Consider the following 17281-nt stretch of genomic DNA (forward strand, 5'->3'; position numbering starts at 1 on the left):
TGCACGAAGGTGGATCTGTTCAGTGATCGGGCCGGTGCCTCGGGGCGAATCGGAGCACGACGGCCCCGTCGGCACGGCTCATGCAAGTGTGCCACCGATTGCGTGATGTGCGCAACATGGATGCATGAATCGCGCATATGGAATGGCCCGACGATGCTGGAGTGCTCGTTGTGAGCGAGGTGCGGCGATTGCACCGGAGTGAGCTTCCGGTGACGGATTCCGTGCGCTGCTGGGAACCGTTGATGTCTCCTGCGGGTGGATCCACCTTGATATCAGCGCGGATTTCGAGGTGGATCCACCCGCAGGGGACACGGCGACGGCCGTCGGTCAGCAGCGAAGCACGCTGCTGGCCGACGGCCGTTGGAGGAGCGGAACCACCCCGCCGAGGTCAGCTGCCCGGAATGGGCAGGGCCGCCTCGGCGGGGGTGGGGCTCACTTGCGCTCGAGTTCCTCGAGGCTGGGGTAGATCGTCTCCTTCGGGGCGACTCCGTGGTTGCGGATGAGCACGAAGTAGAGGACGAAGGTGACGACGATGCCGACGAGCCACGAGATGTCCGCGCCGCCGAGCTTCGCGACAAGCGGGCCGGTGTAGAACGACTGCGCGAGGAACGGGATCTGGATGATCACGCCGACGCCGTAGGCGAGCAGTGCACGCCAATTCCATGCGCCGTAGCGGCCGGCCCGGTCGTAGAAGGCGGGGATGTCGAAGCGGTCCTTCGAGATGAGGTAGTAGTCGGTGAGGTTGATGACCGACCATGGGGTGAAGACCATGAGCAGCGCGAGGACGAAGTTCTTGAAGTTCGCGAGGAAGTCCGCCGAGGCGAGCAGCGCAACGAGCACGGTGACGGTGACGATGCCGATGACGAAGACAGCGCGGGTCCAGCGGCGGATGGTCGCCTTATTGCCGAAGGAGGTGAGGATCGTCAGCGTGCACATGAACGCACCGTAGGCATTGAGTGTGTTGACCGTGAGCTTGCCCAGGAGGATGACGATGAAGATGAGGAATGCGAACACGCCGCCGCCGACGATGTCACCGACGTAGGCGACCTGATTCTCGACGAATTCGTTGCCGGACTCCGTCATAGCAGCGGCTCCGATGAGCGCGCCGAGAGTCATCGACCACTGCGATCCGATGACCGATCCGCCGAAGGTGAACCAGAATGTCTTCGAGGATGGGGTCGAGCGCGGCAGGTAGCGCGAGTAGTCAGCCACATACGGTCCATAGGTCATCTGCCAGCCCACGGACAGGGCGATCGCGGAGAGGAAGGCGGGGAAGGCGAACGACGAACCCGAGATCAGCCCGGGAACGTCGACCTGGGTGAGCACGCAGTAGGTGATGAAGAGGAACCCGAGCAGACCCGTCACCGAGGAGATCCGTCCGAGGACGTGGATGTACTTGTATCCCAGCAGGGCCACCAGGGCGGTGAGCGCGCCGAAGATGACGATGCCGATCCAGGGGGTCTGTGCGCCGATGATGAGGTTGACGGCCTGGCCGGACAGCACCGCACCCGTTGAGGCGAAGCCGATGTACATGAGAACGACGAGCACGAGCGGAATGATCGCGCCGATGATGCCGAACTGCGCCCGCGAGGAGATCATCTGCGGAAGACCCAGCTGCGGCCCCTGTGCCGAATGCAGCGCCATGACGATGCCGCCGATGACATTGCCGATGAGCAGGCCGATGATGGCCCAGAGCGCATCGGCGCCGAAGACGACGGCCAGAGCTCCATCGACGATCGCGGTGATCTGAGTGTTGGCGCCGAACCACAGAGTGAACTGGGACCGTGGCGTTCCGTGACGCTCGGCGTCAGGCACCATCTCGATGGACCGCTTCTCGATCCCCGAATTGGTCGTACTAGCCATGAATTTCTCCTTTGAGTGATGAATCAGACTCAGTCAACACCCAAAGACGATGAGAGACGAGACCCGAATCACATATTCCGTCCGATATTTCGGAACATCTGCAGGGTGGAATGAACAGAGGGACTCAACGGCGAACGAATCGCCCCTCAAACTCGTCTCGATCGTATTCTCGGACGGATTTCTGTGCTGTTTCGATCGATTCTCCGGCTTGTTTCAGCCGACTCGTCAGGACAGAGATCGGGCGATGATCGTGCGTTGGATCTCCGAGGAGCCTTCGTAGATGCGGTAGATCCGAGCGTCGCGAACGTATCGCTCGAGCGGGAAGTCGCGAGTGAAGCCGTACCCGCCATGGATCTGCAGGGCTTCGTCGGCGATGAAGGCGGCCGCCTCGGAGGCGGCGAGCTTCGCCGTTGCCGAGGATCGAGTGAAGTCCACCTCGGAGTCGCGCTGTTCGGCGGCGTCCATCGTCAGCAGCCACGCCGAACGGTACTTCGTGTACATGTCCGCGAGCTTGAACGCGATGCCTTGGAGCCTGTTCAGCGGCTTGCCGTTGATCTTGCGCTCGCCGGCCCACGCCACGGCGGCGTCGAGGGCAGCCTTGCCGATTCCCAGGCTCATCGCAGCCACCTCGATGCGGCCGCGGTCAAGCACGCGCATGGCCGTCGTGAAGCCTTCGCCTGCCTTCCCGAGGAGGGCGTCCTCGGGAACCACGGTGTCGATGACGAACTCGTAGACCGGACTTCCGCGAAGACCCATCGTCTTCTCCGGGGGATTGAAGTCCAACCCCGCCGAGGCGACCGCGGTGTCGACGATGAATGCGCTGATTCCCTTGTGGCCGGCGTCGACGTCGGTCTTCGCGTAGACGATGATGAAGTCCGCGAAGCCGGCGTTGGTGATGAAGCACTTCGTGCCCTTGATATGCCATCCGCCGTCGACGCGAGTGGCCTTCGTCGACATCTCCGCCGGGTTGGACCCGGCCCCCGGCTCGGTCAGTCCGAAGGAGCCGATGACTTCGCCGGCGGCGGCCCGCGGCAGCCACGCCTCGCGCTGGGCGTCGGTGCCGCCGAGCAGGATCGAGTCGGTGGCGAGGAACTGCGCGGTGACGATCGACGCGGTCGATGCGCACGCCTCGGTGATGGCGGCGACCATCTGGCTCATCGCCACCGAACCGACGCCGGGCCCGCCGAATTCCTCGGGCAGGTTGAGCCCCATGACCCCCACCTCGGCGAGGGTCTTCAGGGTTTCGTCGGAGACGCGTTCGTTCGCGTCGGCGGCCGCGGCCTGTGGGACGAGGACGTCCTTGCTGATCGTGGCGACGGCGGCGACGAGTTCCTGTTCGTCGGCGGTGATGTCGAAGGCCATGAGAGTGCTCCTTTGCAGTGGGGATCGGTTCGATGGAATTGGACGGGACCCGGATCGTGAAGATTGGGGAATCCCGACGGAGAGGCCAGGGGATTCGTGCGGAGTGCGCCGCCTCGGCGAGATTGGCGCCAGCTGGTCAGGTCAGGGTGCGTCGGTGGGTGCGGCGAAGTCGGCGTTGTGTTCGCCGAGGCGGGGTGCCGGAAGCGCGGACGCAGGGCGGGTGCCGTCGACGAGGAGCGGGTGGCCGAGGAAGGCGTGCCCGGACCGGGGGTCGGTGGCAGTGAGATCGCGATCGGAGCCGATGGGGCCGGTGACCGCCTCGGCGAAATCGAGGACGGGGGAGTTCGGGATCCCGGCGGCATCGAAGATCTCGCACAGCTCGGTCACGGTGCGCCCCGTGGTGAACTCTTCGATCTCGACGCGCAGCGCCTCGGCGTGCTCCGACCGCTGCCCGTCGGTGGCGAAGCGCGGATCGGTGACCAGTTCCGGTTTGCCGAGGGTGCGGGCAAGAGTGCCGAAGAGACGGTCGTTGGCCACGGCGATGACGAGCAGCCCATCGGCTGCGCGGTAGGTGTCGAAGGGCGCCGAGACCGGGTGGCGGTTGCCGACCCGGGCCGGGTCGATGCCGGCGGCATGGAGTGACGCGTTCGTCGGCTGCATGGCGAGCATGACGTCGAGCATCGGGATGTCGATATGGGCGCCTTCGCCGGTCGTCTGCCGGCGGAAGAGCGCCGAAGAGATGCCGAAGGCGGCGAAGACTCCGGCGGAGACGTCGGCGATCGATTCGCCCACGCGGGTGGGCGAGCCCTCGGGGAAGCCGGTCGAGGCCATGAGGCCGCTCAGGGCCTGGATGACCGTGTCGTAGGCGGGGCGTTCGGCTTGGGTGCCGTGCTGTCCGAAGCCGGAGATCGACGCGTAGACGATATCGGGTTTGACGGCCTTGAGGTCCTCATAGGACAGGCCGAGCTTCGCGGCGACGCCGGGCCGGAAGTTCTCGACGACGACATCGCAGCTCGCGATGAGATCGAGCAGTCGAGCGTGGTCTTCCGGGTCCTTGAGATCGGCCTCGATCGAGCGCTTTCCGCGGTTGAGTCCGGTGAAGTAAGTCGACCCGGAATCTGTGAAGGGTCCGAGATGTCGGGAATCGTCCCCGTGGCCGGGCATCTCGATCTTGATGACCTCGGCGCCCTGATCGGCGAGCATCGCCGTGGCGTAGGGACCGGCGAGGACTCGGGAGAAATCGGCGACCCGAACCCCGGTCAGCAGCTGCTTCGTTGCGTTCATGTTCCTCATCCTCGGCGCTGACCTGGGCGAAGACAACGGGGTCTCCGCGGATTTCGTCCGAGGTGCCGGACTGGATCGAGCGCTGACGGGCGGTCCGTCCCTGGGGTGGCTTGAGTCGGCGTGAAGGGCCGCCCGCGACAGACGCGGACGGCCCTTCACTCGGCCTGCGGTGAGCTGCTGGCTCCTCGAGTCGATCAGCCTCAGGCGAGGCCGTCCTGTCAGGCGACGCGTTCGAAGACGGCTGCCATGCCCTGACCGCCGCCGATGCACATGGTCTCGAGGCCGTAGCGCGATTCGCGGCGATCCATCTCGCGCAGCAGGGTGGCGAGGATGCGCCCACCGGTGGCGCCGACCGGGTGGCCGAGTGAGATGCCCGAGCCGTTGACGTTGAGACGCTCGGCGAAGTCGGATTCCGACAGCTTCCATTCGGTCGTGCAGGCGAGCACCTGCGCCGCGAATGCCTCGTTGAGTTCGATGAGGTCGATATCGCCGAGTTCGAGACCCGCCTGCTGCAGTGCCTTCGCAGTCGCGGGGACCGGGCCGATGCCCATCGTCTTCGGCGGCACTCCGGCCACCGCCCAGCTGCGCATGCGGGCGAAGACCCGCAGACCCAGCTCGGCGGCCTTGGCCGCGGTGGTGACGATGCACAGAGCAGCGCCGTCGTTCTGGCCTGAGGCATTGCCGGCGGTCACCGTGGCCTCATCGTCGGACTTCCCGAGCATCGGCTTGAGCTTCGCGAGCTTCTCGACCGTCGACCCGGGACGGATGTGCTCATCGGTCGTGATGACCTGTTCGGGGGTCTTCCGGGTGGCCGGCAGGGTGATCGGCACGATCTCGTCGGCGAACTTCCCTTCTTCCGTCGCCGAGGCAGCCCGACGATGCGATTCGACCGCGTAGGCGTCCTGGTCCTCGCGTGAGATCTTGTATTCCCGACGCAGGTTCTCCGCGGTTTCGATCATTCCGCCGGGCACCGGGTAGTCGTTGCCGCCTGCGGTGAGGCGGCCGCGGACGAGACCGTCCTTGAGCTCGATGTTGCCGCCCTTGACGCCCCAGCGGATCTCCTCATTGAAGAACGGTGCGCGGCTCATCGACTCGACGCCGCCGGCAACGACGAGGTCGGCGAAGCCGGCTGAGATCATCGCGTGGGCGTCGGCGATCGCCTGCAGGCCGGAGCCGCAGCGACGGTCGACCTGGCGGCCGGGAACGGTGATCGGCAGTCCCGCATTGAGGGCGACGACGCGGCCGATCGCCGGAGTCTCCATGTGCGGATAGCAGTTGCCGAGGACGACATCCTCAATGGCCTCGCCCGGCAGGTTGGTCTTCTCCAGCAGAGCTGCGAGGACCTGTCGGCCGAGCTCCTCGTGCGGCACGTCCTTGAACTGTCCGCCGAATCCGCCCACGGGGGAGCGGAGAGGTTCGCAGATGACGATGTCTTCGGACACAGAGTCTCCCTTTGGGTTGTGATCGAGCCGTCCTGCTGCGGCGGTGAGGCATCGATCCCTTCGGCATCACTGCCGATGCTGATATCAATACATTCTGATTTATGAACATATCCGAATAGATCGCGAGAGACAAGAGGTCATCTCAATGAATGGGCATCCGACGCCCCGATGGCGGATGTGCCGACGGCGGACGCGTGCGCGGTGAACGATGGTGGGGTCGGTCGCGTGGGCGGCGGGTGTAGAGGTTTTCCGAACGGCGGTGAGACCGGCCGAGCTCAGCGGACTGTCGGCAAGACCGCCTCGGCGACATCGAGGACCGTGCTCAGGGCTGCGTCCTGTTGGTCGAGGCGGTATGCGAGGTGAAGCTGGGTAGCTTCGTTCGGGAGATCGAGCGGCACGGCGGTGATCCGCGAGTCGTAGCCGGCGGCGACGGAGTCGAACGTGATCGTCACACCCATTCCGGCGGCCACGAGCGCAGAGATCGACTGCGAATCGGGGGCCTCCTGGACCGTGCGCGGGCTGAACCCGGCATCGAGGCACAGGCGCATGGCGGTCTCGCGCAGGTTCGAATTCGGGCGCGCGGGCAGGAGGACGAAAGGCTCATCGGCGAGCTCTGCGACGTCGATCTTCTTCCGATTCGCCAGGCGATGTGAACTCGGCAAGGCGACACATGGGCGCTCGATCGCCACTGGGCGACCCGCGATGAGCGGAGGCCGCCGACGCCAGCGGACCAGCGCGAGGTCGAGAGTGCCGTCCATGATCCTCTCGAGGCCTTCGTCGGCATAGACCGTCGACTCGAGGTGGAAGGCGATGCCCGGATTGCGTTCGTGCGAGGCTGCCACGAGGGTGGCGGCGAGGTCCCGGGAGGATGGATGCGAGTAGCCGAAGCGCACGCGTCCGACCTCGCCGCTGGAGGAGCGGTGGACGGATTCGATGGCGGCCTGCTGGGTGGCGAGCATGTGTTTGGCCGGTTCGAGCAGAGCCTCACCGGCGGGGGAGAGGCTGACTGAGCGCGTCGTGCGTTGGAACAGTGAGGCGCCGAGTTCGGTCTCCAGGGAGCGGATGGTGCGGCTCAGCGGGGGCTGGGCCATGCCGAGGCGTTCGGCGGCGCGGCCGAAGTGGAGTTCCTCGGCGACGGCGACGAAGGCGCGGATCTGCTGCAGCTCCACTGTGTTCTCCTGTATCAGGCGGTCCGGGCGAATGTCTTAATTATTGCATGAATTGACAATAATCACAGAGATATTTTGCGGATTTCGGTAATTGCTATAGCCTGCGAACCATGCACAGTGACACAGTCGTCAGTCTGCCTGAGGCCATCGAACGCTACGTCGAGGACGGGGCCACGGTGGCGCTCGAGGGGTTCTCCCACCTTATCCCGTTCGCCGCCGGACACGAGATCATCCGACAGGGAATCTCCGGACTCACCTTCTGCCGGCTCACCCCCGATCTGCTCAGCGACATGATGATCGCCGCCGACTGCGTCGATCGCCTTGTCTGCTCCTTCTTCGCCTCCGGTTCGGCCGGCAGCCTCTACGAGGTGCGGCGCCGCATCGAATCGGCCGACCCGCGGCCGCTCGCGGTCGAAGAGTACTCACACCACGCGATGACCCTGCGCTATCACGCCGGAGCCGCTCGCCTGCCGTTTGCTCCGATCGGCTCCTTCGTCGGCTCCGACATCCCCGGCATCAACCCGGACATCCGCTCCGTCGTCGACCCGTATTCGGGCAAGAAGACGTACGTCGTGCCGCCGCTCAACCCCGATGTCACGATCATCCACGCCCAGCGCGCCGACCGTCATGGCAACGTCCAGATCTGGGGCATCACCGGCACTCAGCAGGAAGCCGTCTACGCGGCCGACCATGTCATCGTCACCGTCGAGGAGATCGTCGACGACGAGGTCGTCCGCTCCGACCCGAACCGCACTCTCATCCCGGCTCACGCCGTCGACGCGGTGTGCGAAGTGCGAACCGGGGCGCACCCGTCCTATGTGCAGGGCTCCTACGATCGCGACAATGTCTTCTATCGCGAATGGACCGCGATCTCGAAGGACCCCGCCCGGTTGCAGGAGTGGCTCGACGTCCATGTGCGCGGGGCCCGCGACCATGCCGAATACCTCGAATCGATCGGTCACGATCGTCTCCGCGGTCTGCTCGTGGATCCGCGCCCCTCGGGCGTGGTCGATTACGGACGCCGTACGCAACCGAGCGAAGGGAGCCTGAAGTGAGCACCGCCTCGGCGAAGGACTTCACCGAAACCGAACTCATCGTCTGCGCGGCTGCGAAGATGCTCGCCCGCAGCCGCACCGTCTTCGCCGGCGTCGGGCTGCCCACGCTGGCCGTCGACCTCGCCCACCGCACGGTCAATCCGAGCATCCAGCTCATCTACGAATCCGGGGTCGCCGGCGCGCACCCCGAATCGATGGCCGAAGGCATCGCGGACTCCGTCGTCGTCTCCGGGGCCGAGGCGGTCGTCAGCATGCATGCCCTCTTCGGCTACGTCCTCCAAGGTGGGAACGTCGATGTGGGATTCCTCGGTGCAGCGCAGGTGGACCGGTTCGGTTCGCTCAACACCACCGTCATCGGCGACTGGGAATCTCCGAGAGTGCGCCTGCCCGGTTCGGGCGGCGCCGCCGACATCATGGCCAATGCCGGAGAGGTCTTCGTCGTCCTCCGCCGCCATGACCCGGCCGCCTTTCCCGCTGAACTCGACTTCGTCACCTCGGCCTCGCCCGTGCGCGCGGCGGAGCAGCCAGACTTCATCCAACCGCGCGGATTCGGAGTCTCCACCGTCATCACCCCACTGGGGATCCTGCGGCGGCGTGAGCGCCTCGGCGAGCTCGAACTCAGCGAGGTCCACCCGGGAGTGACCGTCGAGCAGGTGCAGGAAGCGACCGGCTGGGACCTCGCCGTCGCCGAGGATGTCACGCAGACCCAGGCGCCGACGGCCGAAGAAGTGCGCCTGCTCCGTGACGAGATCGACACGGTCCGCCTCTACCTGCGCTGAGGCGGGTGCGGGCTGACTCCCGCGCAACGGCCCTGTTTACGACGGATAGCACATGTTGCAACTAGTGCTATTGGTCGTAAACAGGGCTGCTGGCGCTATTTGGCGGAAGAAGTCGGGGACGCAGTTCTGCGACCACACAACGTGATGCGGCCCCAGTCCAATAGGAACTCGGGGCCGCACCGTTGTTGAGGCGGAGTCCTCAGGGAGTGACGGGAGCGCGCGCCGGTGCGGGTTCGGAACCCGCTCCTGTGGCGTCGGCCGCCGACACGGAATGGCTCGTGCCGACCGCGTCCGCGGAGTCGGCGGCCGGAGCGGAACCGGCGGCCGGCTTGGAACCGGTCGCACCAGGCGCGCCCGTCGGGTCGGCGTCGCGCTCGGCCTTCTCGGCGGCGAGAGCTGCGGCGAACTCCTCCTCGTCGGCGGCCTCGGCCCTCGAGTTCTCGCTGGCCGTCCAGCCGGTCTTGTTGAGCAGGATGAGCGTGCAGACGAGGGAGACGAGCGCATAGCCGGCGCTGAGGATCGCCACCGGAACGATGGATCCCGAGCTCGTGTACATCCACTGTGCGGCCGCAGCGGTGCCGCCTCCGACGGTCATCGAACACAGCTGGTAGGCCAGCGAGATGCCCGTGTACCGGACCCGCGTGGGGAACGCCCGGGCGATGATGCCGCCGATGCCGGCGTAGAACAGCGAGTGCGGAACAGTCGCAGCGGCCATGGCTGCCAGCGCGATGCCGGGATGGCCCAATTCGATCGCGAAGAACATGAGCGGCATGAGGACGAACTCCGGCAGGATGATCCAGAAGATCGCCTTGCGCATGTCCTTGACCCGGTCGAGGATGATCGCGCCGAAGGGCTGGACGATGAACTGCACGACGAGCGCGAGCGTGACGACGGCGAGGAACGTCGACGAGCTGTACGCCCAAGAGTGAGAGGTGTCCGTGGCCCAGGCCGTGGCGAACGTCGTCTTGAGGTAGGTGACCTGGATGAGCGGCAGCGCACCAGCGCCGAGGAGGATGAGCACCCAGTGCTTCCTGATCGCCTCGAAGGCGGGAACCTTGGCGACGGCGTCCTTCTTCTTCACGACCTTCATGTTCTCCGGCTCTTCGAGCTTGAGGCGGATGACGAGGCCGATGACGATGAGGAAGATCGAGGCGAGGAACGCGATCCTCCAGCCGTAGAGGAGGAACTGCGGAGTCGGCAGCAGCGCGAGGAGGAAGAACATGCCCGAGGAGATGAGATTTCCTGCCGGTGATCCCTGCTGGGCGAAGGCCGAGTAGAGGACTCCCTTGCCCTTCGGGGCGTTCTCGCTGGCGATGAGCACGGATCCGCCCCATTCGCCGCCGACCGCGATGCCCTGCAGGATGCGCAGGCAGGTGAGGATGATCGGAGCGGCGATGCCGATGGTCGCATATCCGGGCAGCAGTCCGACGAGGAACGATGCCGCGCCCATCAGCACGAGGGTGACGACGAGGGTCTTCTTCCGGCCGTACTTGTCACCGAAGTGACCGAAGATGATGCCGCCGAGCGGACGAGCGAGGAAGCCCGCCCACAGCGTGACGAAGGAGAGCAGAGTGCCGACGCCGGCAGGCAGGGTGTCGGGGAAGAAGACATGCCCGAAGACCAGCGCCGAGGCGGTTCCGTAGATGTAGAAGTCGTACCACTCGATGGTGGTTCCGATGAATGATGCGATTCCGGCTTTGCGAGCGCGTTTCGCGGTGTTGACCGAATCAGACATGCGATTCCTCTCAGGTGGAGCGTCATTGCGCCGACCGATGCCAGGCGTCTCTGACGTGGCATGGGTGCTCGTTCACCGTAAGTTGCCCTTGTGGGCCGCGCAAACACTTTTTAGTTATATCGTCATAACTTAGAGTGATGCTACAGCCGGATTCCCTTATGTTCTGCGGCTTACCGGGCCGTAGGACGCGAGGAGAGAATTTCTGCTGATACTGGCACCGGTAGTCGAGTAACGGATTGTTGCGCGATGTGTATCAGAGTGCGGCCATGCCCTCTCCGAGGCGGCTGTGCCCACGCGTGAAGCGAAGCGGATGCGCTCGCTCGCCGTTGCGGTGCCGGGCGGGGCGAGGCCGCCCGGTTCCAGCCGGGCCGGAGTGTCCGTGCGGCGAGGCTCGGTTCCTCAGTCGGCGACCGGGTCGGCGAGTGATTCCGAGGCGATGACGAGGTCGAGGGCGAGGTCGCCGATGAGTGTCGACTGATCCTCCCGGCGGACGGTGATCCACGCCTGCGGGGCATTCGGGCGAGTGCCGACCCGAGTGAAGATCAGCCGCTCATCGCCGTGGTAGCTGCGGGCCACCGGCGAGGGGACAAGCGAGACGCCGAGCCCGTGGGCGACCATCTCGACGGCGGCCGACCAGCTGGCCGTCCGATGGTGGATCTGCGGTTCGAAGCCGTGTGTGCGGCAGATGCCCACGACGGTGTCGTGGTAGATCGGGGACGCGCTCTTGCGGAAGATGACGAACGGGGAATCGACCGCCTCGGCGATGGTGGTGATCGGTGAGCCCGCCGGAGCGCACAGCCAGAACGACTCCCGGGCAGCCGGAGTGCAGACGACGCCGGGATGCTGGAGGGGCATGTGTCCGCAGGCGATGTCGATGTCGTGGCCGAGCAGCATGTCCGACTGCGCCGCCGAGGTGGCCTCCTCGGTGGTGACGAGGATGTCCGGGTGCGCTGCGGAGAAGTCCATGATCGTCTGCGGCAGTCCGCGATGGAGGAAGGTGGCCACTGTGCCGATCGAGATCGACGTCGGCGCCCCCGTGTTCACGGCCGCCGCATATTCGTTGAAACGGTGGGCGGCTCCGACGGCGGACTTCGCATAGGGCAGCAGCGCCTCTCCGGCGGCGGTCAGCTTCGTCACGGGACTGCGGTGGAACAGCGGTTTGCCGACGAAGTCCTCGAGTCTCTTGAGTTCGGCGCTCAGCGCCGGCTGTGAGATGTTCACCGCGTCGGCGGCGAGCTGGAACTTGCCGTGCTCTGCCAAGGCGATGAAGTACTGGAGGCGCTTGAGACTCGGTTCAGCCATAACCGCAGATTATCAGGGATAAGAGAAATGTCTTTGTCAGCCCCAGGTTCTCGGGCATACGGTCGAAGAAACCATCAAAGGAGATTATCTTGCGTGAGACTGCTTCGTCGCCCGATACGACCATGACCCCCGTTCCGGACAGCTACGGCATCGACCGCTTCGCCGACGACCGGTCGCTGAAGGACCTCCTGCCGCTCTACCTAGACGAGAAGCTGCTCGCGCACCTCCGGCCGGTGTTCGAGGACCTCGGGCCCCGCCTCGGCGGAGAGCTCGACGACCTCGCTCACGATGCCGACGTCAACCCTCCGGTGCTCAAGCACCGCACCCGCAACGGCGCCGATCAGCAGTCGATCGAGATCCATCCGGCCTACCGGCGCCTGCAGGAAGTCGCCTTCGGCGAACTCGGGCTGGCCGCAATGAGCCACCGGCCCGGTGTCCTCGATTGGGACGAACCGATGCCGCCGATCGTCAAATACCTCCTCGTCTACCTGTTCACGCAGGCGGAATTCGGGCTGCTGTGCCCGGTGAACATGACCGACTCGCTCACCCGCACCCTGCGCAAGTACGGTTCACCCGAACTCGTCGAGCGCTTCATCGGCGGACTGACGAGCACCGATGTCGACACCCTGACCCAGGGCGCGATGTTCATGACCGAACAGGACGCCGGCTCCGACGTCGGTCGTGCGACGACCACGGCCGTCGACAACGGCGACGGCACCTGGGCGCTGACCGGTGAGAAGTGGTTCTGCTCGAACGCCGACGCCGAACTCGCCATGGTCCTCGCTCGCCCCGAGGGTGCACAGCCCGGAATCAAAGGCATCGGACTCTTCCTCTTACCGCGCACTCTTGAGGACGGTTCGCCGAACTCCATGCGCATCGTCCGCCTCAAGGACAAGCTCGGCACCCGGTCGATGCCCAGCGGCGAGATGAGCCTGCAGGGAGCGACGGCCTACCTCGTCGGCGATATCGGACGCGGATTCGTGCAGATGGCCGATATGGTCAACTCCTCTCGCCTGTCCAACGCCGTGCGCGCGGCCGGCCTCATGCGGCGGGCCTTCGGCGAGTCGAAGTTCATCTGCCGCAATCGCGAAGCCTTCGGTTCGACGTTGAGCAAGCTGCCCCTGCAGCGTCGCCAGCTCGCGAAGATCATGACGACCACGGAACAGGCGCTGTCGATCTCCCTGCACACGGCGGACGTCTTCGCCCGGGCCGATGCCGGTGACGCCGAAGCCGCCTCGGTGCTGCGCATCCTCACCCCGCTCATCAAGTTCCGCGCCACCCGCGACGCCCGCAAGGTCACCGCGGACGCGATGGAGATCCGCGGCGGAGTCGGCTACATCGAGGAATACGGCGACGCCCGCGTCTTCCGCGATTCCCAGCTCGGATCGATCTGGGAGGGCACCTCGAACATCGTCGCCCTCGACGTCATCCGCGCCGCCCACCGGGCGGGCACACTCAAACCGCTGTTCCTGCACCTGGAGACGCTCATCGCCGAGGCGGCCGACCTCCCGGCCGCGTTCCGCAGCCAGATCCAATCGCTGAGCTCGACGCTGCTGCACGCGCTCGAGTCCACGCCCGAAGGTGTTGAGCAGGCACGGGTGCGTCAGCTCGCGACCGCGACCTACAACCTCGTGTGCGCGTCCATCATGGCCTCGGAAGGCGCGCGGATCGGAGACAGCCGCGGCGACTGGTCGCGCATCGTCATCGCCGCACTGGTACTGCGCCACAAGCTGATGCCGCAGAACCCGCTCGTCCCGGTCGTCGAAGACGATGCCGTACTGGACGCCCTCATCGACGGTGCCGGCATGGGCCGGGACGAAGCGTTCGCGGCTGTCGAGGAGATCCTCGGCGAGGGTGGAGCAGCTCAGTCCGCCGAGGATGGAACTGCGCGTTCCGGAGGGAGCGGGCAGTGAGCGCGGGAGCACTCTCCGGGATCACGGTCGTCGATCTCTCGCGCATCCTCGGCGGGCCCTATTGCACGCAGATCCTGGCCGATCACGGTGCCGAGGTCATCAAGGTCGAACCGCCGGCCGGCGACGATACGCGCAGCTGGGGGCCGCCGTTCGTGGCGCCCGAGGTGTCGAGCTACTTCGCCGGGATCAACCGGAACAAGCGGATGATGACCCTCGACCTGCGCACCGAGGAGGGACAGGAGGCGCTGCACGGGCTGCTGGCCGGGGCCGATGTGCTCGTCGAGAATTTCAAGACCGGGACCCTGGCGAAGTGGGGGCTTGACCCGGTGTCGGAGATTCCGGACCGCTACCCGCACCTCGTGCACGCGTCCATCACCGGTTTCGGCGATGACGGTCCGCTGGGCGGACGGCCCGGATACGACGCGATCATCCAGGCAATGTCGGGTCTGATGTCGGTCAACGGGGACGAGTCGACCGGGCCGATGCGCATCGGCATGCCCGCCGTCGACATGGTCACCGGGCTGAACGCGGCCATCGGCGTGCTCATGGCGCTGCAGGAACGGGTGACCAGCGGGCGCGGTCAGCGGGTCGAGACGACGCTGTTCGACTGCGGGATCTCCGTCATGCATCCGCACCTGCCGAACTTCTTCGGCGGTGGAGCCGTGCCGAAGCTGTCGGGCAACGACCATCCGAACATCGCCCCGTATTCGGCGTTCGCGACCGGGGCCGGGCAGGTATTCATCACCGCCGGAAACGACGGACAGTTCGCCAAGCTCGTCGACCACCTCGGTGCTCCGGGGCTCGCCGAGGACCCGCGGTTCGTCGACAATGCCGCGCGTCTGGGAAACAGGGATGCGCTGCGGGTCGAGCTCGAAGCTCTCATGGTTTCGACCTCGGCGGAGAAGCTGTCCGAGGAGCTCATGAGCATCGGCGTGCCCGCCGGTCCGATCCTCGACGCCGCCGAGGTGGTCGAGCATCCGCATACCGCGCACCGGGAGATGGTCGTGGAGATGGGCGACGGCTACCGCGGAGTGGCCTCGCCGATCAAGCTCGCCCGGACTCCGGCCAGCTACCGGATCTCGCCGGTGCAGCCGGTTGCGGAGGTCGCCGGCGGGGACGATGGCGAAGGGCAGTATGGCGCGGAGGTCGAAGGGCACCCGCACGCGGCTGTCGAGGAGTCGGCGAGGATCTGAACGAAACTGCCGGGGCTGCCTCGGTGGGAAATCTGTGTGGGTGGCGCGTGGAACCGACCAGTGCTGCGTGAGTCTCGGGGAGCGGCGAACCCGGCATCGATTCATCTATGTCCGAAATGTCGGACGGAACTTGATGCGGGCCACTTCCGCATTCTGCTCCAGTCGTCAGAATGGATGGTGTAGTCAGAGCCGACAGCGCAGGGGAGCCCACACCTCGGCGCGACGGCGAAGCGGCAGCCAAGCATCCGCCTCGTCGGACACAGCGACAAGGAGAATCCCATGACCACCAAGCCGTCGTTCACCCAGCACGACCCGTCCCGCGTCATCCGTGCCGACCGCGGAACCGAGATCACCGCGAAGTCCTGGCAGACCGAAGCACCCAAGCGCATGCTCATGAACAACCTCGACCCCGAGGTCGCCGAACGTCCCGAGGACCTCGTCGTCTACGGCGGCACCGGTCGCGCCGCCCGCTCCTGGGAAGCATATGACGCAATCGTGCGCACCCTCGACGACCTCGAGGACGACGAGACCCTGCTCATCCAGTCGGGCAAGCCCGTCGGTGTCATGCGCACCCATGAATGGGCCCCGCGCGTGCTCATCGCCAATTCCAACCTCGTCGGCGACTGGGCCAACTGGGAGCACTTCCGCGAGCTCGAGGCCGAAGGCCTCATGATGTACGGCCAGATGACCGCCGGGTCCTGGATCTACATCGCCACCCAGGGCATCCTCCAGGGCACCTACGAGACCTTCGGCGCCATCGCCCGCAAGCGCTTCGACGGCACCCTCGCCGGAACCCTGACCATCACCGCCGGCTGCGGCGGAATGGGCGGAGCCCAGCCGCTGTCCGTGACCCTCAACGGCGGCGCCTGCCTCATCATCGACGTCGACAAGACCCGCCTCGATCGCCGCAAGGGCAAGCGCTACCTCGACGAGGTCGAAACCGACCTCGACACCGCACTGGCCAAGGTCATCGAAGCGAAGAAGAACAAGCAGGCCCTGTCCGTCGGACTCGTCGGCAACGCCGCGGAGATCCTCCCGCTCATCCTCGACCGCCCCGAGGCTGCTGAAGTCGACATCGTCACCGACCAGACCTCGGCCCACGACCCGCTGTCCTACCTGCCGGTGGGCGTGAGCGTCGACGACTGGCACGAAGAGGCCGAGCAGGATGCCGAGAAGTTCACCATCCGCGCCGAGGAGTCCATGGCCAAGCATGTGAAGGCCATGGTCGAATTCCAGGACCGCGGCGCCGAGGTCTTCGATTACGGCAACTCGATCCGCGACGAAGCCCGCAAGGCCGGCTATGACCGTGCCTTCGAATTCCCCGGTTTCGTCCCCGCCTATATCCGCCCCCTCTTCTGCGAAGGCCTCGGACCCTTCCGCTGGGTCGCGCTGTCCGGCGACCCGAAGGACATCGAGGTCACCGATCAGGCGCTCAAGGAGCTCTTCCCCGAGAATGAACACCTCCACACCTGGCTCGACGCCGCCAATGAATACGTCGAGTTCGAAGGCTTGCCGGCACGCATCTGCTGGCTCGGCTACAAGGAACGCCACCAGGCCGGTCTGCTGTTCAACCAGCTCGTCGCGGAAGGCAAGATCTCGGCCCCGATCGTCATCGGCCGTGACCACCTCGACTCCGGTTCCGTCGCCAGCCCCTACCGCGAAACCGAATCCATGCTCGACGGTACGGACGCCGTTGCCGACTGGCCGCTGCTCAACGCCCTGGTCAACACCTCTTCGGGTGCGACCTGGGTGTCGATCCACCACGGCGGTGGCGTCGGCATCGGCCGCTCCATCCACGCCGGACAGGTCTCCGTGGCCGACGGCACTGAGCTGGCCGCTCAGAAACTGGCACGCTTGCTCACGAACGACCCGGGCATGGGCGTCATCCGCCACGTCGACGCCGGTTACGATCGCGCCTCCGAGGTGGCCGAAGAGCGCGGTCAGCGCGTGCCGATGATCCCCGAGCTCGACAAGCGCGACGAGGAATCCGCCGCACAGTAAGCAGTCCGCGGCGTTGCGTCGACGGCGCGGTCGCTGAATAGCTCAGAAAAAGGTGAGTAGCCCGGTTTCAAACTTGGGCTACTCACCTTTTTCTGGGCCGCGGGGAGTTGACGACCGAACCGGGGGGCGGGTTCACCAGACCCCCATCACTCGGCCGTCCGAAATATCGGACAAATATCTGCG

Annotated in this window: 12 protein-coding genes; 5 read left to right on the forward strand and 7 right to left on the reverse strand. The window is 65.9% G+C overall.

Annotated features, from left to right (window positions below; translation table 11 throughout):
- Nucleotides 1-432 precede the first annotated feature (432 nt).
- The 5 genes from ACVZTU_RS01950 to ACVZTU_RS01970 all read right to left on the reverse strand — a co-directional run bounded on the left by ACVZTU_RS01950 (nucleotide 433) and on the right by ACVZTU_RS01970 (nucleotide 7120).
- Entirely contained in the window at nucleotides 433-1863 is a 1431-nt protein-coding gene (locus tag ACVZTU_RS01950) for a purine-cytosine permease family protein (protein ID WP_482401263.1), read from the reverse strand.
- A gap of 225 nt (nucleotides 1864-2088) precedes the next feature.
- The gene (locus ACVZTU_RS01955) at nucleotides 2089-3225 is read right to left on the reverse strand and encodes an acyl-CoA dehydrogenase family protein (protein ID WP_482401264.1); all 1137 of its coding nucleotides are present in this window, start codon (nucleotides 3223-3225) and stop codon (nucleotides 2089-2091) included.
- Between the two features lie 141 nt (nucleotides 3226-3366).
- On the reverse strand, nucleotides 3367-4509 hold the full coding sequence (locus ACVZTU_RS01960) for a CaiB/BaiF CoA transferase family protein (RefSeq protein ID WP_482401265.1): 1143 nt from the start codon (nucleotides 4507-4509) through the stop codon (nucleotides 3367-3369).
- Between the two features lie 218 nt (nucleotides 4510-4727).
- Nucleotides 4728-5951 (reverse strand): acetyl-CoA C-acetyltransferase, encoded by a 1224-nt coding sequence (locus tag ACVZTU_RS01965; protein ID WP_482401266.1) that lies wholly within the window; start codon nucleotides 5949-5951, stop codon nucleotides 4728-4730.
- Between the two features lie 275 nt (nucleotides 5952-6226).
- On the reverse strand, nucleotides 6227-7120 hold the full coding sequence (locus tag ACVZTU_RS01970) for a LysR family transcriptional regulator (protein ID WP_181271317.1): 894 nt from the start codon (nucleotides 7118-7120) through the stop codon (nucleotides 6227-6229).
- A 110-nt stretch (nucleotides 7121-7230) separates the two neighbouring features.
- On the opposite strand from ACVZTU_RS01970, the gene ACVZTU_RS01975 reads away from it, so the two are divergent.
- Together ACVZTU_RS01975 and ACVZTU_RS01980 are read left to right on the forward strand one after the other, a co-directional pair.
- The gene (locus tag ACVZTU_RS01975) at nucleotides 7231-8175 is read left to right on the forward strand and encodes a CoA transferase subunit A (RefSeq protein ID WP_482401267.1); all 945 of its coding nucleotides are present in this window, start codon (nucleotides 7231-7233) and stop codon (nucleotides 8173-8175) included.
- Nucleotides 8172-8954, forward strand: a complete 783-nt coding sequence (locus tag ACVZTU_RS01980; RefSeq protein ID WP_228278238.1) for a CoA-transferase subunit beta — start codon at nucleotides 8172-8174, stop codon at nucleotides 8952-8954. The genes ACVZTU_RS01975 and ACVZTU_RS01980 overlap by 4 nt, the downstream gene beginning before the upstream one ends.
- A 199-nt stretch (nucleotides 8955-9153) precedes the next feature.
- Here ACVZTU_RS01980 and ACVZTU_RS01985 read toward each other — a convergent pair whose 3' ends face one another.
- Nucleotides 9154-10689 (reverse strand): MFS transporter, encoded by a 1536-nt coding sequence (locus ACVZTU_RS01985; RefSeq protein WP_172172545.1) that lies wholly within the window; start codon nucleotides 10687-10689, stop codon nucleotides 9154-9156.
- A 399-nt stretch (nucleotides 10690-11088) separates the two neighbouring features.
- Nucleotides 11089-11991 (reverse strand): LysR family transcriptional regulator, encoded by a 903-nt coding sequence (locus ACVZTU_RS01990; RefSeq protein WP_482401268.1) that lies wholly within the window; start codon nucleotides 11989-11991, stop codon nucleotides 11089-11091.
- 89 nt (nucleotides 11992-12080) lie between these two features.
- Here ACVZTU_RS01990 and ACVZTU_RS01995 point away from each other — a divergent pair, with 89 nt between their 5' ends.
- From ACVZTU_RS01995 to hutU, 3 genes are all read left to right on the forward strand, one after another.
- Complete coding sequence (locus tag ACVZTU_RS01995; RefSeq protein WP_482401269.1) at nucleotides 12081-13904, forward strand: acyl-CoA dehydrogenase family protein; 1824 nt, start codon at nucleotides 12081-12083, stop codon at nucleotides 13902-13904.
- The gene (locus tag ACVZTU_RS02000) at nucleotides 13901-15097 is read left to right on the forward strand and encodes a CaiB/BaiF CoA transferase family protein (protein WP_482401270.1); all 1197 of its coding nucleotides are present in this window, start codon (nucleotides 13901-13903) and stop codon (nucleotides 15095-15097) included. The genes ACVZTU_RS01995 and ACVZTU_RS02000 overlap by 4 nt, the downstream gene beginning before the upstream one ends.
- A gap of 279 nt (nucleotides 15098-15376) precedes the next feature.
- Nucleotides 15377-17098, forward strand: coding sequence for a urocanate hydratase (gene hutU, locus ACVZTU_RS02005; RefSeq protein WP_139469446.1), 1722 nt, complete (start codon nucleotides 15377-15379; stop codon nucleotides 17096-17098).
- Nucleotides 17099-17281: the final 183 nt, after the last annotated feature.

It is taken from the genome of Brevibacterium sp. OS20 (assembly GCF_056837565.1).